The organism is Bacillus xiamenensis (assembly GCF_000300535.1).
Classification (GTDB): domain Bacteria; phylum Bacillota; class Bacilli; order Bacillales; family Bacillaceae; genus Bacillus; species Bacillus xiamenensis.
On record NZ_AMSH01000056.1, the window covers coordinates 1 to 22,247 of the forward strand.

A 22,247-nucleotide genomic window follows, 5' to 3' on the forward strand; every position below is an offset into this window, starting at 1 on the left:
ATTCATACGGTAAAGGACCTGAATACCAAGACCTACGGTTTGCAGTGTCGTGTGAAAATGAAAAAGCGTAAGCAAACCGATCAATCTGATTACATCGCAGAAAATCACTTGAAACGAGATTTTTCTGCGACAAAGCCACTTGAAAAACTGGTGACAGATAAAAAAAGAGATGCTCCCGTCGTCCCACCATTAAGAGGAAAGAGCAAGCTTAAGCTGGAATTTTACTATTGTAGCTTGAGATCGATTCATGGCATCTTCATATTTTCTCCATTGTGTTTCATTCGCCATCTGCTGATAGGCAATACCTAATATAGCTTCTTCCATCATGGTTTGACCAATATTGATTTCCATAGCCTTATGAGCAATCTTCCTTTCTTCTTCTTTTACTGGATGATTTGTTGAAGCATGAATTAATAATTTGTCTAAGTTCCAAAGACTTGTTTGAACTTATTGCAATCATTAAAGAAAAGAAAGCAAATTTAGAATCTCTAAAAGATAGCTCGCTTGATTTATCGAATAAAAGCCCTTATAACGATTTTTCACTCACTGTCATGGCTGGTGTAAATCGATTGGATTGAGATTACTCACATATCACGTTCAGCGCTTTACAAAGAAATCAAAAATACTTTTAAACTATCAAGATATACGTAATAAATCTTCTTCTATAAATATTTCTATATTTTTCATTGGAATTATCTATAAACATTGAAAATTCTAACGAGTTAGAATACAATATATTTGGGATTTATAGAAAAAAATTCCTTCAAACAAAATAATGGAAAGGTGCTTGGTAATTATGAACTCTTATGTAATTAGTAAGGAAAATCTTGTTAACAAATCGTTTATCTTCACTCTTAGTAATGAGGAACGGGACTTTTTATTTAACGAATTAAATCAGATTCAGTAAGATCCAACAGGAAATACAGATTACATAACAGAAGTTCGAATGATAGCAATGCGAGTTCTTCCGAAAGGAATTGTAAAATTTCTCAATCAACAGAAAACCTCATTGAAACCAGCTCCATATATTATTTTCGAAAATCTTCCAACAGATAAAGAAGTTAGATTCACACCAGATTCTCAAGATATCCCCCTAGAGGCTAAGTCTGGATTTATAAGTGAAAACCTCATAATTGCGATTGGATCACTAATTGGAGAACCTTATTCCATGTTTCATGAAGGCCAAAATATTGTTAATAACTTAATACCAAGCCTAAAAGCAAAAAAAGAATATACAGGACTTGGCTCTGAGTTTGAGTTGGATTTTCATATTGAAAATGCTGCATTAAAGTTTATGGGAACTAATAATTTTTCACCATCCGGATTACTTCTTACAGGTGTAAATAACGATCCAAAAAAGCCTCTTACACGTTTGTCTGACGCACGGCAAGCATTAAGACTCTTGTCCGAGCAAGATATTGAACAATTAAGTCAGCCTCTTTATCGAATTAAAGTCCCGTATCGCTGGAGGGTTTCAACGCCGGTCGAATTACAAGAGACAAGTCCTTCACCAATTATAAAAGGAACAATTGATTTACCAGAGGTTACAGCTGCATTTTATCCAGATATGGTAGCACCTGTTAATAACTTGGCAGCTACATCATTAGAAAATTTTAGAAATGCGATTCGCAAAGTTTCATTTGGTATTGATGTTATTCCAGGTCGTCTGGTGTATATTAATAATCGATTTACATTTCATTCAAGAGATGCCTTCAAACCTACTTTGGATAAATCAGGTAACCCAGTTCGGTGGTTGCAGCGGATTTTTATAGCACCTGATTTATGGAATCATCGTACTCTAGAACCTGTTAAAGATCGAGTCTTTAAACTTGCTTTAAATCACTAGCGAGTGTGAAAACGCCATAGAATGACCCAATTTTGATTCTATGGCGTTTTCTTTTTCTATTTTAGAGGTACGTTTTCAGTTTTTTTTGAGTTTAAAATTTATTCTTTCTTTCGGATAAATTAAGCCATATGCCCCCTATTGATATAAACAATATTAATAGGAAGAACGGTAGTTTATATCCATTAAAATAGTCCACTGATAAGCCAAATAGGGAGGGTGCTAGCACAATAAAAATTTGATTTAAAGTTAAGCCAAAGCTTACAGTTAACCCAATAAACTCTTTATCTGCTTTTTCAGACATTAGCACAATAAATAAACTGTACCATCCCACTCCTAAAAAACCTAAAATGAAACAAATTATATAAATTCCCCATAGTGGAAGATGATTTAAAAAATAGACTAGAACCATTAAAATAATGACAGTTAATAATATTGTAAGTTGTAATGGCTTACTCCTATTTCCATTAAACAAATTGTCACTAATCCATGCTAACATTATCCTTCCAATTGCACCACCAATTAAAACAACACTTAACAACGTTCCAGAAATATTTAATGATATATGTAAAGTATTGCTTAGATAACTCATCAGGTGAGCTAATATTATTAATTGTAAAGAAATCATACCCATTCCAATAAAAAATACTGGATAAAGACTCGATTTTGCTTTGATCTTATTCATTTTCTCCAAAAAACGATAATTCTGTTGTCTTTGCACAGTCATTCCATGATCTTTGTAGAAAATTGAAAAGATGATACCACCTGCAATTGCTACAATAGCTTGTGTTAATTTAGCTGAAGATAAACCATAATTATAAAAGAAAAAAGGGAGAGATGTTGAAGCTAAAGCACCACCAAGTGGTATTCCAGTTTGACGAATCCCCATTGCAAGTCCTCTGTTTTTATTTTTAGGGAACCAATTGATAATTGCGCTGCTCCCCCCTGGTTGAGCCGTCCCATACCAAACCCCGACAAAAGCAAGAACAATCAAAAGGTATACATATTCATTAATAGGAAGTGTTATTAACATGGTAAGCCCTAATAAAATTGATCCTATTCCTACAACCCAACGCTCACCGTATTTATCCATTATGTTACCAAATATTAGCATAGAGAATATAGGACCAATATTTACAGCTGATACAATTAAACCTGTTTGAAATTGTGATAAGTTATATATTTCTTGACAAAATGTTGCTAAAGGACCTACTCCGTAATTTACAAATGTTGCACACGTTTGTGAAAAGGTAGCTATTATGAGTATAATCCATCTATAGCTCGCCTTTTCATGATTAGCTTTAATTTGTGACATGTAACCCATCTCTCTTTTTATTCTAAATATGTAAACTTTATGTCATTATCTCAAAAATAAAAAGAAGTTTGAATGAAATTTTTAAATTTTCTATCCGATTTAAAATATACTGGATGGATGTTATATAACGGTGACCTGTATAAGTGGCAGAGAAATTCATAAAATTCAATCGTCACCCTAGCAGGAATAGTTCTTAGATTCAATTAAGTTGAACCCTTATTGATACATATTTATTTTTTCCAATACTCATGATTAGTAAAAATTAATTATGAGTATTCCTAAAAGAAGTCATGGGAGATTACAGTCTGAAAGTGCTCTATTCTCAATCATAAACTCATTACCTGTTCATGTTTTAAGAAAATGCTTTATCTCCAATACACCCATTTTCCCATAAGCCATTCCACAGGCCCTCTTCTCCACTTTTTCAAATAGAGATAGCTGATGAGCAGCTGTGCTGTGTAAAGTCCGACAGCAAGCAGCAGTCCAAATATTGAACCGATTTGTCCAAATAAACCAAGTCCGTAAGAATAGAAAATCGTTGTACAAATAACCGATTGCGCTAAATAGTTTGATAAAGACAACCGGCCAAGTCCTGCAAGCAGACGTTTCAAACCTTGAGCAGCCTTTGAATAGTAAAAAACAATAAAGGCTTGAATATAACCGATCGTCAGGACATAAGCCCCCAGCGTAATCACCATTTCACTCCAAGGGGCATCAATGAACGTCGCACATTTTAAGGCGAGCCCGATCACAATCACCCCAACCCAGCCTTTACGATAAGCCATGCCTCGATCTTCTTCTGTCAAATGACCTTTTTTCCCAATGGCCATGCCAAGCAGTGCAAATGGACCAACCATCATCGTACCGAAAAGAAACCCTAGTATCGGCATAAGCGTAATGGTCACGATCGCCAGAATTATGGTCACAATCACCATATCGTCTTCAACCGTAATCCGGCTCAACAAGATATCTCCATATGCACCCTTCGCATACACATCGGTTAAAAAATCATCATTCCCATAAACAAGGTTCATCAAGTACGGCACAACCACTAATGACAATGCCCCTAACACACCCGACCAAATAAGCATTGTTTTGATCCGGCTGCTCAAAAACATCATCAAGAAAAACGTACAAGCTCCATAATAAAGAAGAATGTCACCATTCCAAATAAATATGTAATGTAGCATCCCAAGCACAATAAGACCAAAACCGCGGCGGACGAAAATAGCATTCGTATTCAGCCCCTTGGCCTTTGTAGATTCAATCAGCTTGATAAAAGAATACCCAAACAAAAAGGAAAAGATCGGATAAAACGATCCCTGGAACAAAATCTCCGTCACATATACCCCGAATTCCTGCCCCCACATGCTCGGATCAAACATCTTCTCAAAATCATAATCATATTGAAAATTAAGCATATTCACAATCAAAATACCTAATAAACTAAAACCACGTAAACTATCAATGAACTCCACCCTAGATCCCTTCAACACGACAGCTCCTTAAAAATATAACAAATTTGAGACATACCTGTATATTTTACCAAATTATTTTGAAATACGTATATATATTTCTAATAAAAAAGTAATCTATCATCCCATCAGTGAATCCACCCTATATTATGGTTCAATTTCCCCCTATTTTATCTCACCTTGATGAACACAACGCTCATTCAAGGAAAAAGCCGAGTGTCCCTTACATTTTATCTCTAAATAGCACAATATATCTGCTTATTATTTCAATTATTATATAAATTTTACATTTTATTATGGATATTCCCTTCATTGACATGGGATATTTCATGATATACACTTTGGGTGGATTTAGGAATCACTTTCCTAATCTATCAAATTCTAGAGGGGGAATATCATGATGAACACTCAACATTTATGTGATATCGTCAGACACCACGCCACTCATACACCGCATCATACAGCTTTAGCGTGCATCCATCAGAACATGACATATGCTGAACTTGAGGAACAAAGTAACCAGTTAGCTCATTATCTGATCAGCATGGGTGTAACGAAAGCATCTCATATCGGCCTAGCCTTAGAAAGATCACCGCAATTGATTGTCTCTATTCTGGCTATTACCAAAATAGGAGCCGTTTATGTGCCTATAGACATGCAATACCCTAGTGAACGCATTCAATTTATGATGGAAGATGCCGAACTATCCTTTTTACTCACAACATCACATGTCACTACAAGCCCGGCTTCCTTGCCTATTCCTACGATCTACTTAGATAAAGAAAAACGTCACATCCTTACGCAACCATCGTCCAATCCGGCCATTGATATCAAACCTTCTGATCCCGCATACATCATGTATACCTCTGGCACAACAGGCAAACCAAAAGGTGTTGTCATTACACATAGATGTATTATGCACCTAACACATCAGCCTTCATTTCTACCCATTGATTCTTCTGATACGTTGGCATTACTGTCTACCATCTCTTTTGATTCCTCTACATTTGAAATATGGTGCGCTTTATTAAATGGAGCGACACTCGCTATTCCTCATTCTGGAAAGCTGACACCTGAACTCGTCAGTCAAACCATTAAAGACTTTGATGTATCGATTCTTTTTTTAACAACTGGATTGTTCAACTTGATGATGGAGTCACACCTGAACGAGCTCAAATCAGTGAAATACATCGTATCTGGTGGGGATGTCATGTCTCCTCATGTCGTTTCTCAAGCATTAAAAAACATCCCAAATACAACCATTATTAATGGCTATGGACCGACAGAAAACACCATTTTCACAACAACCTTTCAACTGCCCAACACATGGGATGACCAAGTCAGTATACCGATTGGCAGGCCTGTAGCAGGAACCATTATAGACATCACAAATGAACAAGGTGAATCTGTCCCACAAGGACAAATAGGGGAACTTATCACTTCAGGAAATGGGTTAGCACTAGGGTACTGGCGGAGAGAAAACCTGACAAAGGAACGTTTCATCAAACGGGATGGAAGAACCTATTACAAAACAGGGGATCTTGTTCGACAACAACCTGATGGCCTGATTGAATATATTGGTAGAAAGGATGACCAAGTCAAAATTAGAGGGTTTCGTATTGAGCTTAGCGAGATTGAACATGTGCTGATCCAGCATCCAAGTGTCAAATCCTGTTTGGTAACAGCCTCCGAGGTGACATCTGGTGATAAACGCATCATTGCATACATCATTCCGTCCAATAAAAAGACATGGGATCTAACTACCATTCAATCTTATGCAAAGCAAACATTCCCTGATTTCATGCGTCCTGCCCATTATGTTCTTTTGACAGATTTCCCTATGACCACAAATGGGAAAGTAGATCGAACGGCACTACCAAAACACCATTTCGAACGGCCAAACCTGCAAACTGAATATGTCGCACCAACCAATCGAATCGAAGAAACACTCTGCGAAATATGGACGGATCTATTAAAGGTAGAGCCAATTGGCACAAATGATCACTTCTTCGACTTAGGAGGAAACTCCATCCTTGCAGCCAAAACCTTAATGCGTATGCAGGAAACATTACACGTTGAACTACCTGCCAGCACCCTTTATGAATATCCCACCATCAAGCAAATGAATTGTATGCTACAAGAGCAAACACCTAAGACGAAACAACAGCTCAAATCAGAAGGCTTTTTAAATGAAAAAATTCAACCGAAACAACCCTTCCAATCTAGTTCATTTCAACAGAATGCCGTCTTATTAACAGGAGCAACCGGCTTTCTAGGCGCTTATCTCATTAAAGAGCTTGTTCGAATGAATCCCTCCATCCAAATCTATTGTGTGATCAGAGCAAGAGACAAACAGCACGCAAGACAGAGAATACAAGTAAATATGGAGAAATATCACCTATGGGACGAACATTATCTGAAACAACTAAAACCGATTGTAGGTTACTTGGACAAGCCTCAACTAGGGCTCTCAACAGAGGAATTTCAACAACTCGCCCAAACCATTGATGCCATCTATCATAATGGAGCAAAAGTCAATTACGTTCAGCCCTATCACATGCACAAGGATACAAATGTCACCGGCACAGAAAATATCATCAAACTCGCCTGCACAGAACAGGTAAAGCCTGTTCATTTCCTATCGACCATTGCCATATTTGGGCCTGCCGGGTATCTAGATGGCACAGCCGTTCTGTTTGAAGATACACCCATCGATGCTTATCTTCCTATTGTGGAAAAGGACATTGGGTACTCTCAAAGCAAATGGGTGGCAGAAAAAATCATGTGGGAAGCAAAAAAACGCGGCGTGCCGATCACAGTCCTTCGCCCCGGCTTCATCATGGGCGACAGCCAAACAGGCGTTCATAATACAGAGGATTACATGGCTAGACTGATCAAAGGATGCATCCAGCTAAAGGCGTACGGTGAGCTGCCGAATCAACGAAAAGAATTCGTACCCGTCGACTTTGTCTCAAAAGCCATTACAACCATATGCAAAGATCCAGCCAACTTCGGCAAAGCCTATCACCTCGTCCCGCCTCAAGAAGAAAGCATGGAATTAGGTGAATTTTTCCAAAAAATCACAGACAAAATAGGCTATCCATTAGAAAAGAAAGCCTATGACGATTGGGTAGAAGCACTCATTAAGGTAAGCAGCCAACACGCTAGCAACGCCCTTACGCCATTTCTACCAATGCTCACTGAAAAGGTAGAACAAAACAAAACAGTCTGGGAATTATACGAAAACATGGCGCACTTTGACTCAACCAATACTCAAACAGTTCTGCAAGCACATGGAATCATCTATCCCCAGATGGATGATCAATTAATCAAACGCTATTTCAAGTATATGGAGGACATTGGATTTCTAGAGAAAATAGATTCCAACACTGCTCTGAGGCAGTAAAAGCATTCCCATACAACCTTGTGTTTAAGATAAAGGATTGGATGTTGAATCCAATCTTTTATTCATTCCACTTAAACTCATGGCTTATGATCTTTTTCCGCTTTCCAAAGCACACGCCTCACATAAAACAAAATCCCCAATCCGAACAAAATCAACGACAGCTCCCAGTCTGCTGAAATCGGCAGCCATTTCAGCATCATGAGAATCAGCAAAACCGCTCCAACACCTGCATAAAAGATACCCATTACGCTCTCCTCCACCATACCCCTAATCAAGGTTGTTTTTCTAGTTTTTTCAATAATTTTTCCCAGCCGGTATCTCCCATTTTTCGATCGATTAATTGTCCCTCTTTATCTATGAGGCAAAAGCTTGGCAATCCTTGAATCTTATATGTTGTGACAATCTCATAATCTTGATCCAACACAATGGGAGCTGTCAGATTCTTTTCCTCTGCATATTCTGAAACAACCTCTATCGATTTTTCTTCTTCCGTATATGGCACATGGACACAGGTTAAATGGATACCCAGCTGATCCACACTATATAGAATATGCTCGGTTAATTCTTCACAATGAGGACAATTGACTGACCAAAAATAAAGAAGGTGATTCAGTCCTTCAGATAAACACCGCTGATCTGAAGGATGAATCCAAGGAAGATGCTCTGGCCATTTGAGGATTTGCGTTTCCATTATTCATCCCCCTTTTCTTTTAATTGAAAAGCGATGATTTTTCCTAATGCTTCCTCTGCGGCAAAAGGGGCCACATTCCCTGATGGATTCTCTTTTTCCTGTTTTAGGCACTCATACATATTTTTTTCGATTTTTGATGGGTCAATCCAAGAGATACACCACGATGCCCAAAAACAAGTAGGACCCTCATAGCGTTTTGCCAAAGGCAGAAGAAATGGCAAACTAGGCTGACCAATTCTCATGAGTGAGATCGCAGCCGCCATTCTTGTCTCCTCTTCTTCACTTTCTAACAGTTTGGCAAGAGCTTCTGCTGCATCCCCTGCATCTGCTCCAAATTCACCAAGAACCGCTGCTGCAATGTTCCGTAAAGAACCCTCTTCTTTTAAAGCTTCAACAAGCACCGGCACTGCCTCTTTTCCAGATCTCCTCAATTCTCCCATCGCTTGAACGATTGTTACTTCATTGGTATTGACCAAACGCTGAACCGATTGGGATAGCTTATCTTCTGGCTTCATGACAATCAACTCCTCTTTTTAATGAGTCCCACGGCATCGATAACAAATGACATAGCATACAAATCCTGCAAATAAACATGTCATCGCTGTAAACCAGCCATCAGTGAACAAATGAATACCAACGATGACCACAGCACTTATGACAAATCCGATGAGCAATGATCGATAATAGATGCCCAAAGAAAGACTCGTTTCTCGTCTCAAAGGCTGCATAAAGGCAAAGAGCCGTATGGCCAAAAACCATATATAACCCCCGCCCCCATAAACGGTCCAATACAATACATCTTGAATCTCTAACAAGACAAGAGAAATCAAGTAGACCCCATATAACCAAAAGGTTTGAAACACTTCTAATAGAAGAATCTTTTGATATAAAGCACCCGGAAAAAGATACAGTACTCCCGTTTGCCCGTGTCTTACAATCCCAGCGTAATATGAACTGAACAGGACAGATGCACCAATGACCAGAAAGAATAGAGTCAACCAATCTGAAAAATAAGAACTGACGACATAGTAAGTACCGATCAACAGCATGGTAGATAACAGGTGGAAGGTAGCATACTTTTTGATCATCAATATTTCTAGCCAAAGGAAAGCCCAGATGCCCGTTAATGTTGAAAGCCCCCACCACGTCTTGCTTTTCTTTGGTCTTATTGGATGTGAATGAACCTCTTTCCCCTCAAATTCCTCCCAAAATGCTGCCTCTTTGACTAACGACTCCATCATCTCTATACGATGAGTCGACCTGTACATCATCATGAAAGATAGAATCATCACTCCAAGCAAGAGCCATACAGAAAGGAATGAAAACTCCTCTATCCTGCGCCCGACTTGAAACATAAAAGAAGCAGATATCTCCATAAGATACGACTGTTTCAATATCAATTGATTCAGAATGAGTAATGCAAGACAGCCAAACATCAGTATAAAACCAATGAAGAGCACCCGCTTATATACTTGAATGGTTCTTGCACAAGATACCGCAATCATCCATGTTTCGACCATACATAACAGTCCTGTCAACAGGAGTGATTTGCCAAGTAGAAAAAAGTACTGCTGCGTCAAACAAAGAAGAAGAATATCAGCCATCACAGCAGAAACAATGAGAAAAGCACATCGCCAAAGAATGTGATATACCCATACACTCATTACAACCGTCCATAAGGAAGCACCATTTCCATACAACCACATGATATCGTTCATCTGACTAGGCAGCCGATTCGAGAACAAGCCAAAGCCAGTATAAAGAACAAATAAAACGACAATGATCCATCCAGCGGTACTTGCATTCCAATCGCCTATACTTGAGACTGCGCTCAGCTGAAAACCAATGGCAGCAATCATAAGCAGCAAGATCAGAAAGGGCATTTTCTTTTCTTGATGTTTACTGATTAAGCGTCTTTGGGATTTCATCCATAAAAGGGAGAGCGTGTTATTCACTAGACCACTCCCCTAGAAGTTGAATGACTTCTTCCCGCCACTTCATCTGTTCTTCCTGCCGCTTAGGAACAGCGATACTTTTCATGATGGCACCGTCTCGAATCAATATCACCCTGCTAGCCGTATCAAGAACAAACTCCAGACTATGAGTGGACACAAAGACCGAACCACCTTGACGGCTCTTTTGTATCAGCCAATCTGACAGCCATTGTTTTGAAGGGATATCTAACCCTACAGTCGGTTCATCTAAAATAAAAAGGGAGGCATCTTGCACAATGGCCCCTGCTAAGACAACACGCTGTTTTTGGCCTCTTGAAAGCCTTCCGCACAGTTCGTTCATCTTCATTTCCATATGTACTTCTTTCAACGCTTCATATACCTTTTCTTTGATCTGTTTTAAACCTTTATGATAGCCCCTTGCACGGAATTGAATATGTTCAGCAACCGTTAATTCTGGGTACAAATATGGCTGATCAGGAATAAGAGCTACTTGTTTTTGGACATAGGAATGACCAGGAGGAAAACCCTCTATGAGAATCTCCCCATGATCAGGTTGATAGAGACCCGTTAAACATCGAATGGTTGTCGTCTTCCCAGCACCATTAGGCCCAAGCAGCGCCACAACCTCCCCTGCTTCAATGGAAAATGAAAGACCCTCTATCCCGTCACCATTGCTATATCGTTTGCTTACATTCTGAACCTCCATGAATGGCATCAAATCTCTCCCTTTTATTAGAGTGATGTATGCTAATCTATGGTGTTTTTACGATGGAATGTAAATGTAATTAGACCCACTCATCATTTACCCTGATATTACCATATAGAGAATAACAAGGTAAGAGGATTGAGGTAATATATTAAACTTAAAAGATAACAAAACAAAAAAAGATTGGGCATCATTCATCCCCAACCTTTTATCTATTTAATAAACATTCCATTAAACCGAATCATCAACCGAGTCCATATCCCGACATGCCCACGCATCCACCTCTACCTTTAAAGCAGGAGAAGCCAAAGCCACCACATAAACCATCGTCATACAAGGCAGATGATCCCCTAAAAACTGACCAATGATTCGTTTTCTGCTCTCTGCATCAAAATCACCTACTATATAAAAAACAAGCTTCGTTATATCTTCCACTTTCATTTCTGCCGCTTCTACATTGCGTTTTACATTCTCTAACGCTAGTTTGAGCTGCTCCATTGGGTTCGCTGGGATGGTTCCATCGACTTCCATCCCCACTTGCCCTGATAAAGTTAACCACCGCTGCGGCCCTGTTGTTTCTATTTGATGGATGTACGGTGCAACTGGCGCATGAATGGTCTCAGGATTACGTGATATTTTCATTAATCAAACCCCTTTTCTGAAAATACAATCAATTTACACTTATCATACCAAACTTTCTGCCCACCCTATCTGTTTATGCTCCGATCGAAGCGAAATAAAAAAGGCCTTTCTTCAACAGAAAGACCACTTTAAAATGATGCACCGCTCCGATGCTCAATTTGATGAATCCAATTCAAATCCGCTTCTAAATGGAGCAGCGTGCCAGAAATCAATAAGTACCTGTTCTCATCGCCTTGAACGAGACATTCCGTTTTCAGCTTCGTGAGTTCCATCACATCTTTCATGATGACGGCTTTCTGCTGCTGAAGCATTTCTTTTTCCTGATGCAATCTGATTTTCCGTGCACAGCCACATTTAAAATGAAAATCATCCTTTGCAGCATGATACGGAACAGGCTCCAATAGCCATGATTCCAAGTGAAGATGCGTTCATTTGGATTGCTTGTGATGCTTATGATGAACCTAGCAAAATCTTTTCCATCGTCTTTCCTTTCGCTAACTCATCAATCAGCTTATCTAGATACCGAATGTTTTTCATCGTTTCTTCCTCAATGTCCTCTACCCGAACACCACAGATGACTCCTTTAATTAAGTTACGTGAAGGATGCAGCTCTGGAGCCTCAGCAAAAAAGGTTTCAACGTCTATCTGTTTGTCCAACTGTTGCTCTAACTCTTCTGGACTGTACCCCGTTAACCAACAAATAATCCTATCAACTTCAGCCTTCGTTCGTTCCTTTCTCTCTGCCTTTGCGACATAGAGAGGATAGACTTTTGCAAAGCTCATTGTGTAAATTTTAGGTTTGATCATGTGTCATTCTCTCTTTCTTGGTAAAATAATGACCTTGTATTGCTTCAGCAAGGTGAGACTCTCTCATGGATAGAATGCCTTATTCCCTTTATTTTCAATCCAGTTCGGCATTCTATCTTTAATGAACATAGCACATTATATTCAATGTGAAATTATAATTATCAATACAACTTATAAACGATGATATAAACTTTTGATATTTCGCCTTTTATTTCTCTCCTCTTTTTTGAAAGCTCTATATTTAAGAAATTGAACGATACAAAATCCAAGGAATACACAAATTGGTCCTTCAATCGTTGCAGGACCGCCAATCAACAAATAAGAACTAATAAACAATGCGATATAAACAATTAAGAAAAAAGCAATTCCCCATTTTTCCTTTTTTAAGTATCGAATAAAAATGACATCTCCCCCTTGAAAACGATCAATATTTTGTAAAGAAAGCTTGAAATAATGTACCCTTAAATCAAAAATCAGCTTACTATCAAATCTATCAGTTTCTAGTTCTTTTAACACAAAAATACCCCTTTAGACAATGATATCTAAAGGGGTATCAAAAATCCGATTTTATTTAAATCCTACTCCACCGTCACACTCTTCGCAAGGTTACGTGGTTTATCCACATCACACCCACGGTGAAGGGCTGCGTAGTATGCGATCAGCTGCAATGGGACAACAGATGCAAGTGGTGCAAGTGCTGGGTGTACAGCTGGAAGGACGAAACGGTCGCCTTCGTCTTCTAGGCCTTTTAGTGAGATGACACATGGGTTTGCCCCACGTGCAACGACTTCTTTGACGTTACCGCGAATGCTGAGGTTCACGTGCTCTTGTGTGGCAAGGGCAATGACCGGTGTGCCTTCTTCTATTAAAGCAATGGTGCCGTGTTTGAGTTCTCCGCCAGCAAATCCTTCTGCTTGGATGTAAGAGATCTCTTTTAGTTTGAGTGAACCTTCAAGGCACACATAGTAATCAAGTCCTCTTCCGATAAAGAATGCGTTACGTGTCACTGTGAAGAAGTCACGAGCGATTTGTTCCATTTCATCCTTTTGATCGACTAGGGCTTCCATTGCGTTTGCCACAATCCCAAGCTCTTTCACAAGATCAAAGTCAAGAGATTGACCATTTAATTCAGCTGCAACGGATGCAAGGATCGCAAGAACAGCGATTTGTGCTGTGTAAGCTTTTGTTGAAGCCACTGCGATTTCTGGTCCTGCATGAAGAAGCAATGTGAAGTCTGCTTCACGAGAAAGCGTAGATCCTGGTACGTTTGTGATCGTTAATGCTTTATGACCAAGTTCTTTGACTTGAACAAGTACAGCACGGCTGTCCGCAGTCTCCCCAGATTGAGAAAGAAAGATGAACAACGGCTTTTTCGATAGAAGCGGCATGTTGTAAGAGAATTCACTTGCCACATGGACTTCTACAGGTACTTTTGCCCAGTCTTCAATATATTGTTTACCAACAAGTCCAGCATGGTAGCTCGTTCCGCAAGCCACAATATAAATGCGGTCTGCTTCTGCTACTGCGCTTGCGATATCGCCAGCGACTGACAGTTTGCCGTTTTCGTCTTGATATTCTTGGATGATTTTGCGCATGACAAGCGGCTGTTCATCCGTTTCTTTTAACATGTAGTGAGGATATGTGCCTTTCTCAATGTCGCTTGCATCCAGCTCAGCGATATAAGAAGGACGTGTCATAATATCACCATCAAGGTTTTTGATGATCACCTCGTCTTTTGTGACAATGACCATTTCTTTATCCATTAATTCCGCATATTCGTTTGTTACTTGAAGCATCGCCATTGCGTCAGAAGCCACAACGTTGAAATCTTCGCCGAAACCAACCAATAACGGGCTTTTGTTTTTCGCCACATAGATTGTTTCTTTGTTTTCGTTATCGAAAAGGGCAATTGCGTATGAGCCTTTTAGTTGAAGAAGCGTTTGACGGAAAGCTTCCTCTGTATCAAGACCTCTATTCACAAATTGTTCGATAACTTGAACAACAACCTCTGTATCTGTGTCGCTTTTTAGTGTGACGTCTTGTAAATATTCGCGTGTCAATTGTACATAGTTCTCGATGACACCGTTATGAACAAGCGTAAAACGGCCAGAAGCACTTTGATGCGGATGCGCATTTAGATGGCTTGGTACACCGTGTGTTGCCCAGCGTGTATGTCCGATTCCTGCTGAAGATGCCACGTTTGCATCAACGACTTCACGAAGCTCAGCGATACGTCCTTTTTCTTTGAACACATGCACGCCTTCTTCGTTCGCTACAGCGATACCTGCTGAGTCATACCCGCGGTACTCAAGCTTCTCTAAACCTTTTAATAAGATTTCCTTCGCATCATTCTGACCAATATAACCTACGATTCCACACATAAATATTCTTCCTCCCGATCATGTGAAAGGAACAAAGAAAGCCTACTAAAATAGAAGGGACATTTCTTCGTCCCTCTCTACATGTTTATTTTGGGAGATCATGTGTATTCCCTTTGTACAAAGAGTCACCTCTTTGCTTTAAAGAAACACTTACGGCTGTGATCTCTATTTTTGAACAGCCGGGAGGCATCCGCCGAAAATTCGATAACCTCCATCCTCGTCAACTAAGCATCTGTCGTTCGATCGCTTAGTTCGGGCGCTATAATTATAAGAGTGGCTGAACATCTACCCTGCCTTTCCTGCTAGAATAAAAATCCAGTAACACAAGGATGATTGTACTATAAGGTCTGACCTCCGTCAATCACAATGTAGCAGGTGATCCCCTTCATTTTAGAAGGTGAGACCTCCATACACTATATGCGATGAGGCTTGTCACGTTCTACCTTTGATGTGCTCTCTTATGTATGAAAGCAAGCAGCAAGTTGCCCTCGCTTATATCATTCGTAAAGAGCCCTCCTCTTATGACGTTTATTCAAAAAAAAGCAAACCGCAGCTTTGCGATTTGCTTCAACCTATTACTCAATACCCATTTCTTCTTTGACAACAGCCGTAATGCGAGCCACGTATTCATCACACAGCTCTTTTGTCTTCGCCTCTGCCATGACACGTACAAGCGGCTCTGTTCCTGATGGACGAACAAGGATGCGGCCGTCACCGTTCATCTCTTTTTCAACCTCTTGAATCACAGCTTTCACTTTCTCATTTTCTTCCACTTTATACTTATCAGATACCTTCACATTCACTAGAAGCTGCGGGAACTTTTCCATTTCAGCCGCAAGCTCTGATAATGTTTTTCCTGTTGCTTTTAGTGTATTCACCAGCATGATCGCAGAAAGCATGCCATCACCTGTCGTATTATAATCAAGGAAAATCAAATGGCCTGATTGCTCGCCTCCGACATTATAGCCATCCTTTTTCATCGCCTCGACCACATAGCGGTCACCAACAGCGGTTTGAATGCTCTTAATGCCTTGCTTCTCAAGCGCTTTATAGAAACCAAGGTTACTCATGACCGTTGACACGACCGTGTCATCCTTCAATCGGCCTTCACCCTTTAGATAACGTGCACATATGTACATAATTTGATCGCCGTCTACAATATCACCTTTTTCATCGACTGCAATTAAGCGGTCACCATCACCATCAAACGCAAGACCAATATCCGCTCCTTTTTCTTTCACAAAAGCAGAAAGAGCCTCTGGGTGAGTAGAACCTACGCCATCGTTGATATTCAATCCATTCGGTGATGTCCCCATTGTTGACACATCTGCATCTAAATCCGCAAATAAATGTGTCGCAAGAGAAGATGTTGCACCGTGTGCACAGTCAAGCGCCACGTGAATACCTGTGAAATCCTCATCCGCTGTCTGCTTCAAGAATTGCAAGTATTTCTGACCGCCTTCAAAGTAGTCATTCACCGTTCCAAGATCGGCTCCAACTGGACGTGGCAGTTGATCGACTGGCTGATCCATTAGCTGCTCAATTTCATTTTCCTGTTCATCTGACAGCTTAAAGCCATCACCACCGAAAAATTTAATTCCGTTGTCTTGAACTGGGTTGTGAGAAGCTGAAATCATGACACCTGCTTCTGCATCCATTGCCTTCGTTAAATAAGACACACCAGGTGTTGAGATCACACCTAAACGCATGACTTCAGCCCCAATTGAAAGTAAGCCGGCTACGAGTGCTCCTTCTAACATATGACCAGATACACGCGTGTCTCGTCCAACGAGTACCTTTGGACGTTCTTTATCCTTCGTGAGCACATAGCCGCCAAATCTCCCAATTTTAAATGCGAGCTCTGGCGTTAATTCGCTATTAGCCACACCCCTTACACCATCAGTTCCAAAGTACTTGCCCATGTCTCAATCGCTCCTTTTTTACCATTCAAGAGGACGCTGCGTCCTCTTTGTTATCTTCTTTGACCCGCTGTCTTTGACTCGATTCTTTTTTTGCTTTATCTTGTGTTGATTCCTTTTGACTCTTCTCTTCCTGATCATCATCGGATGATTGATCTTTCCGATCATTCGTAGAAGCCGGCTGATCTTCTGTATCAGTAGAAGTCAGTTTCACTTTGACCTTCGATCTAGATAATGTCCACGTCACATTTTGAGGGCCATTCACTTGTACTTTGACCTCATGTGTCCCTTCGTTTAAGTCCCCCACATTGATATAGGCTTCAATATCTGAAGCCTTTAGTTTATCAATTGCACTCTTTGACCCTTTTGCTGTTAACGTGAGACGCCCAGAAGACGGACTCACAAATTCAGAGCTGAGATCCTTGCTCAGGCCCACGACAGAAATCGGGACATTATCAATCTTTTTTTCTTTAGCTGTTGCAACCTTCACTTTGATCTTAACGGTTTCAGGTGATACCTTTTTCACACCATCTGGCAGTGGGATGTTGGCATCAATCTCCGTATCATCTTTGATTTTGCTTAGGTCCAGCTTAACGCCATCAATAAAATCAAGTGCATCCAGTACCTTTTGAGAACCGTAAACCGTGACCTCACTTGGGCTTGTCTCAATGCTTGAAATACTGATTCCATCCGGTAAGCTGCCCGTCCGCTCAATCTTAAACGGGACTTTCTTGCTCGGACTCGTAATCGGGACCGTAATATCTACCACAGACGGACTTACTTCGACCGGCAGTTCATTTCCGCTACTATCATAAACAGTCAACTTCGCTTCTTTCTCGATTTGCTGATCGACACCCTCTAAGTTCACAAATGCCTTTATGACAGAAATTTTGTCGATCACGTCTTTTGAGCCAGTGACAGTGACCTTTTTCGGATTCACAATAGGCTGCTCTGGTGAATAGCCGTCTTTGATTTTATTTTGATTATAAAATTCTGTTTCAACAGGGAATTCAGCTGTCGTTTTTTCTTGTATCGTCACAGTTGTCACAGACGGATTAATCGTTAATGTGATCCCTTTTGATACATCTCTCGCCTTCAGCTCCACTTTATGTGTACCTGTCGTCAGCTTTTGCATATCTGCGTAAATTTCAAAGTTCTTTGTTTGTCTTGCTGTTTTCACAGCACTTGTTGAACCTTTAATTGTGACATTGACTGTCTGCGGCACACCAGTGACGACATACTTCTCGTCATCATAATACGCTTTAACAGGAATGTCCGTTAAGGTTGCTTCATCTGTTGTCGATGTTGGGAAAAAGGATTCACCGATTTTTTTCGGCGTGGGCGCTTGCGCTGAATTGACTGCACCATACAGCAATAAAGCGAAGACCAATGCAAGAAACTTAACGGCCCAGCGATTATTCAAAATCTTATCCATTTTTCTTGCCCCTCCAATACCATTTGGTCGAGGAAGCATCTTTGCTGTTCTTACTAAATTCAGCAACCAGCATTTCTTCAAGCGCTTCTTCTGTCAATTCTCGATGGAGATCACCATTTCTTGCGACACTTATACCGCCTGTCTCCTCGGAGACGATGACGGTTAAGCTGTCTGTCACTTCACTAATACCAACTGCCGCTCGGTGACGTGTGCCGAGCTCCTTTGAAATAAAAGGACTTTCTGACAGCGGTAAATAACAAGCCGCAGCTGCAATCTCATCACGCTTCATAATCACAGCGCCGTCATGAAGCGGTGTATTCGGAATGAAAATATTAATCAGCAGCTCAGAACTCACCTTTGCATTCAAAGGAATTCCGGTCTCTATGTAATCATTCATCCCAGTATCACGCTCAATTGTCAGCAGCGCTCCTATTCTTCGTTTTGCCATATAGTTAATTGCTTTTGTAATTGCCTCGATCGTTTTCTGCTGCTGTTCCTCTACAGGTGTCCCGCTTCTTGAAAAGAAACGGCCGCGCCCAAGCTGCTCAAGCGCTCTCCTTAGCTCTGGCTGAAAAATAATAATGATCGCAAGGAACCCCCACGTAATCGCTTGATCCATCAGCCACTGAAGTGTGTTAAGACCGAGATACGCACTTCCCATCCTGACGAGAACAATGACGACAATTCCCTTTAAAAGCTGAACCGCTTTTGTTCCGCGGATGACCATCATTAATTTATATATCACATACCAAACAACGAGAATATCAACAGCATTACCGAGGTACTGCAAAAAAGGAATATCCCCTAAAGCCATTTCCTCGTCCTCCAGAATTTTCAGTTATTCTTCGTTTGATTCATTTTTTTATAAAAAAAGAGCCTATGTGTAATACATAGCGTGGCTATTATATCACATTTTGTTTCAGCAAGGAAAATAGTTGCCATATATGGCTGCCTCCAAGCTTGGTTCATGTATAGAAAAAGAGCAGTCCCCTTAGAGACTGCTCTCAAGCCGTTTGATTTACTTTTGCTCCTCTGGTCCAATGACCCGCATCACGTCTTGTGCTGTGGATTTCATTTTGTACCAGACCCAATCAAACACTTCATTAATTTCATTGATTTGACCAGTGACTTGTCCGGCAGAAGCAGTCAGCTGTTCCCCATTGACGACTGTTACGTTACCATCAACCTTGCCTTCTACAATCAGCTTGCCATTTTTGACAGTGACATCACCTTTGACGGTTTCCCCTTTAGGTACAATCACTGTATCATTTTCAACTACGAGATTCGGCTGCTTTGACACACTGAAATTATGATCCGTATTCCAGCTTGTAAACAGACTGCCTCCCATCAATATGACAAAGAGGGCAGCGGCTACCATCAGCGGGTGAGCTTTGATCCATCTTTGAACCGACACACGCTTTTTCTCTTTTGGGAGACCTGCCATCACCTTTGCAGTGAAATCAGATGGTGCTTCTATATGAGATGTACTCTGCACGAGCGCGATGGATTTCTCAATTTGTTGAAAATGAGTACGGCATTCCTCACACGATTGCAGATGGCTCTTTAATTCTTTTTCATCTTCGGGCTCAATGTCCCCGTCTAAATACTGATGCATAAGCAGGACGATTCTTTCCTGACAGCTCATCAAAACCACCTCACTCAAAGGTCTCTCAACTGTTTCCGGAGAGCCTCTCTACCCCTGTGTATTCTCGTTTTCACCGTACCAACTGGTATATTCAGAATCTCACTAATTTCTTTTAACGAGAGTTCATCAATATACTTTAATACAATGACCGAACGATATTTATCGGGTAATCTTAGAATTTTTTGCTGAATGGTGCTCGATAATTCAAGCGACACCACCTCATCCTCTGGCAAAATGCCATCAGCAGCAATTTGAGAATACATATTCAGTCCTTCTGTTCCTGCCACCTCTGCATCTAAATAATAATCCGGCTTTTTTTTACGAATACGGTCGATGGTCAGGTTGGTTGCAATGCGGTACAGCCACGTGGAAAATTTACGATTCACATCAAAGCTCTCAATATTCACATAGGCACGAATAAATGCCTCCTGCGCAATATCCTCTGCTTCATGTGCATTCCCAAGCATACGATAGCACAGCTGATAAATTTTGTCCTTATACAGGTCTACGATGTCTGCAAATGCGTTCTGGTCGCCTTTTTTCACTTGCTTAATTCTCTTTTTAATCATTGTTTCCATAGTATATTCAACCTCTGCCTTCACCGGTCTTTATGTATACGAACCTCTTTCCAAAAGGTTTCATTCTCCTCTAAAAAATAGTGTAACAAATTTTTGACAGCGTGTTGCGCTTATCAGCCGGTAAAAACCTTAACATATCCTTAAATTTCCCCAAAACAAAAAAGAACGGGAACAATTCCCGCTCTACAACAGCTTTTCGCCCATTAAAGAACCAATTAACGCAACAGCCACTTCAGCTGTTTTATTTTTCTCATCTAATACCGGATTCACCTCAACAAATTCAGCTGAAGTCAAAATACCCGCTTCCTCTAAAAGCTCCATTGCAAGGTGACTCTCCCGGTAACTGATGCCGCCTGCAACCGGCGTTCCTACACCAGGACATTCCACTGGATCTAACCCATCTAAATCAAGCGACAGGTGAACACCGTCTGTTCTTTCCTTTAAATATGCAATGGCTTCCTCCATCACTCTTGTCATCCCTAAACGATCAATTTCATGCATCGTATACACTTTAATCCCTTTTTCTCTAATCAATGCCCGCTCTCCTTCATCTAAGGAACGAGCACCAATTAAGATCACATTCTCAGGCTTCACTTTAGGCGTATAACCGCCAATATTCGTTAAATCAGCATGCCCAAGGCCGAGACTGACTGCAAGCGGCATGCCATGAATATTTCCAGAAGGAGAGGTTTCCTCTGTATTTAAATCACCGTGCGCATCATACCAAATGACACCCAAATTTTCATAATGCTTCGCTACACCGGCAAGTGTGCCTATCGCAATGCTGTGATCCCCGCCTAAAATCAGTGGAAACGAACCTGACTGCACAATACTGCTGACCTTTTCAGCAAGAAGCTGATTCGCACCAGCATTCTCCGTTAAGTTTTTTAGCTTTTCACTTGTATAGAGACCTTTCTCATCGTCCCTTTGCTCGACTGGTATATCCCCAAGATCCTCCACTTCGAATGAAAGCGATTCCAATTTTTCCTTTACGCCAGCACATCGAATCGCACTCGGTCCCATATCGACGCCCCTTCTCATTTGACCCAAATCCATTGGAACCCCGATCATCGTGACCTTCTTTTTTTCTCCCATGTATGTACATCCCCTTTCCGTTCATGCTTATATTTTACTTTCTTCATGCCTGCTGACTCAACTCAACAACATTTTGAATAGTTATACATTCTTTCTAAAAACATCGTAAAAAAAAAGACACCTTTTTCAAAAAGGTGTCTTACTGGGCTAGCTGGATTCGAACCAACGCATGACGGAGTCAAAGTCCGTTGCCTTACCGCTTGGCTATAGCCCAAAAATGGTGGAGGGGGGCGGATTCGAACCGCCGAACCCGGAGGGAGCGGATTTACAGTCCGCCGCGTTTAGCCACTTCGCTACCCCTCCACATATGGAATTGATAAAGAAAAAACAGTGCCGGCAAGAGGACTTGAACCC

General features: G+C 40.7%; 19 protein-coding genes, 2 tRNA genes and 4 pseudogenes. 5 read left to right on the plus strand and 20 right to left on the minus strand.

What is annotated here, in order from left to right; genetic code table 11:
• The 3 genes and pseudogenes from BA1_RS19560 to BA1_RS14800 form a co-directional block, all read left to right on the plus strand.
• Nucleotides 1-309: pseudogene (locus BA1_RS19560) on the plus strand (hypothetical protein); the annotation flags it as partial.
• An 89-nt stretch (nt 310-398) separates the two neighbouring features.
• Nucleotides 399-578 (plus strand): hypothetical protein, encoded by a 180-nt coding sequence (locus tag BA1_RS14795; protein ID WP_082194758.1) that lies wholly within the window; start codon nt 399-401, stop codon nt 576-578.
• A 368-nt stretch (nt 579-946) separates the two neighbouring features.
• Complete coding sequence (locus BA1_RS14800; RefSeq protein WP_237739232.1) at nt 947-1,846, plus strand: Fe(II)-2OG oxygenase family protein; 900 nt, start codon at nt 947-949, stop codon at nt 1,844-1,846.
• Nucleotides 1,847-1,937: 91 nt separating this feature from the next.
• Here the strand turns inward: BA1_RS14800 and BA1_RS14805 are convergent, their stop codons facing one another.
• Both BA1_RS14805 and BA1_RS14810 read right to left on the minus strand, forming a co-directional pair.
• Nucleotides 1,938-3,158: an MFS transporter gene (locus BA1_RS14805; RefSeq protein WP_008360553.1), complete on the minus strand. Its 1,221-nt coding sequence runs from the start codon at nt 3,156-3,158 to the stop codon at nt 1,938-1,940.
• Nucleotides 3,159-3,523: 365 nt separating this feature from the next.
• Nucleotides 3,524-4,651 (minus strand): DUF418 domain-containing protein, encoded by a 1,128-nt coding sequence (locus BA1_RS14810; RefSeq protein ID WP_034739666.1) that lies wholly within the window; start codon nt 4,649-4,651, stop codon nt 3,524-3,526.
• Between the two features lie 469 nt (nt 4,652-5,120).
• On the opposite strand from BA1_RS14810, the pseudogene BA1_RS19865 reads away from it, so the two are divergent.
• Together BA1_RS19865 and BA1_RS19870 are read left to right on the plus strand one after the other, a co-directional pair.
• Nucleotides 5,121-6,254 (plus strand): annotated as a pseudogene (locus tag BA1_RS19865) (amino acid adenylation domain-containing protein); the annotation flags it as partial.
• 21 nt (nt 6,255-6,275) lie between these two features.
• Nucleotides 6,276-8,039 (plus strand): annotated as a pseudogene (locus BA1_RS19870) (thioester reductase domain-containing protein); the annotation flags it as partial.
• Between the two features lie 77 nt (nt 8,040-8,116).
• On the opposite strand, the gene BA1_RS19100 reads toward BA1_RS19870, so the two are convergent.
• The 18 genes and pseudogenes from BA1_RS19100 to BA1_RS14905 form a co-directional block, all read right to left on the minus strand.
• Complete coding sequence (locus BA1_RS19100) at nt 8,117-8,284, minus strand: hypothetical protein (RefSeq protein ID WP_008360560.1); 168 nt, start codon at nt 8,282-8,284, stop codon at nt 8,117-8,119.
• Between the two features lie 26 nt (nt 8,285-8,310).
• On the minus strand, nt 8,311-8,730 hold the full coding sequence (locus BA1_RS14825; RefSeq protein ID WP_008360563.1) for a TlpA family protein disulfide reductase: 420 nt from the start codon (nt 8,728-8,730) through the stop codon (nt 8,311-8,313).
• The gene (locus BA1_RS14830; RefSeq protein ID WP_008360565.1) at nt 8,730-9,245 is read right to left on the minus strand and encodes a HEAT repeat domain-containing protein; all 516 of its coding nucleotides are present in this window, start codon (nt 9,243-9,245) and stop codon (nt 8,730-8,732) included. Before BA1_RS14830 ends, BA1_RS14825 begins: the two co-directional genes overlap by 1 nt.
• An 18-nt stretch (nt 9,246-9,263) precedes the next feature.
• Entirely contained in the window at nt 9,264-10,685 is a 1,422-nt protein-coding gene (gene skfF / locus BA1_RS14835) for a sporulation killing factor system integral membrane protein (RefSeq protein ID WP_008360567.1), read from the minus strand.
• Nucleotides 10,678-11,400: an ABC transporter ATP-binding protein gene (locus BA1_RS14840; RefSeq protein WP_008360569.1), complete on the minus strand. Its 723-nt coding sequence runs from the start codon at nt 11,398-11,400 to the stop codon at nt 10,678-10,680. The genes skfF and BA1_RS14840 overlap by 8 nt, the downstream gene beginning before the upstream one ends.
• A 222-nt stretch (nt 11,401-11,622) precedes the next feature.
• Entirely contained in the window at nt 11,623-12,033 is a 411-nt protein-coding gene (locus tag BA1_RS14845) for a RidA family protein (RefSeq protein ID WP_008360572.1), read from the minus strand.
• 128 nt (nt 12,034-12,161) lie between these two features.
• Nucleotides 12,162-12,449: pseudogene (locus BA1_RS14850) on the minus strand (PadR family transcriptional regulator); the annotation flags it as partial.
• A 34-nt stretch (nt 12,450-12,483) separates the two neighbouring features.
• Nucleotides 12,484-12,840, minus strand: coding sequence for a DUF2200 domain-containing protein (locus BA1_RS14855; RefSeq protein WP_008360577.1), 357 nt, complete (start codon nt 12,838-12,840; stop codon nt 12,484-12,486).
• A 171-nt stretch (nt 12,841-13,011) separates the two neighbouring features.
• Nucleotides 13,012-13,356, minus strand: coding sequence for a hypothetical protein (locus BA1_RS14860; protein ID WP_008360580.1), 345 nt, complete (start codon nt 13,354-13,356; stop codon nt 13,012-13,014).
• 62 nt (nt 13,357-13,418) lie between these two features.
• On the minus strand, nt 13,419-15,221 hold the full coding sequence (gene glmS, locus BA1_RS14865) for a glutamine--fructose-6-phosphate transaminase (isomerizing) (protein WP_008360582.1): 1,803 nt from the start codon (nt 15,219-15,221) through the stop codon (nt 13,419-13,421).
• A 575-nt stretch (nt 15,222-15,796) separates the two neighbouring features.
• Entirely contained in the window at nt 15,797-17,143 is a 1,347-nt protein-coding gene (gene glmM, locus BA1_RS14870; RefSeq protein ID WP_008360584.1) for a phosphoglucosamine mutase, read from the minus strand.
• Between the two features lie 25 nt (nt 17,144-17,168).
• Nucleotides 17,169-18,575 (minus strand): CdaR family protein, encoded by a 1,407-nt coding sequence (locus tag BA1_RS14875; protein WP_008360585.1) that lies wholly within the window; start codon nt 18,573-18,575, stop codon nt 17,169-17,171.
• Nucleotides 18,568-19,389: a diadenylate cyclase CdaA gene (cdaA, locus tag BA1_RS14880; protein ID WP_008360587.1), complete on the minus strand. Its 822-nt coding sequence runs from the start codon at nt 19,387-19,389 to the stop codon at nt 18,568-18,570. Before cdaA ends, BA1_RS14875 begins: the two co-directional genes overlap by 8 nt.
• Nucleotides 19,390-19,593: 204 nt before the next feature.
• On the minus strand, nt 19,594-20,220 hold the full coding sequence (rsiW, locus tag BA1_RS14885) for an anti-sigma-W factor RsiW (RefSeq protein WP_008360589.1): 627 nt from the start codon (nt 20,218-20,220) through the stop codon (nt 19,594-19,596).
• A gap of 14 nt (nt 20,221-20,234) precedes the next feature.
• Entirely contained in the window at nt 20,235-20,798 is a 564-nt protein-coding gene (gene sigW, locus BA1_RS14890; protein ID WP_007498553.1) for an RNA polymerase sigma factor SigW, read from the minus strand.
• Nucleotides 20,799-20,981: 183 nt separating this feature from the next.
• Nucleotides 20,982-21,893, minus strand: coding sequence for an arginase (rocF, locus tag BA1_RS14895; protein WP_008360591.1), 912 nt, complete (start codon nt 21,891-21,893; stop codon nt 20,982-20,984).
• A gap of 142 nt (nt 21,894-22,035) precedes the next feature.
• Nucleotides 22,036-22,107: transfer RNA gene (locus tag BA1_RS14900), tRNA-Gln, on the minus strand.
• A gap of 4 nt (nt 22,108-22,111) precedes the next feature.
• Nucleotides 22,112-22,196 (minus strand) — tRNA-Tyr (locus BA1_RS14905).
• Between the last annotated feature and the right edge of the window lie 51 nt (nt 22,197-22,247).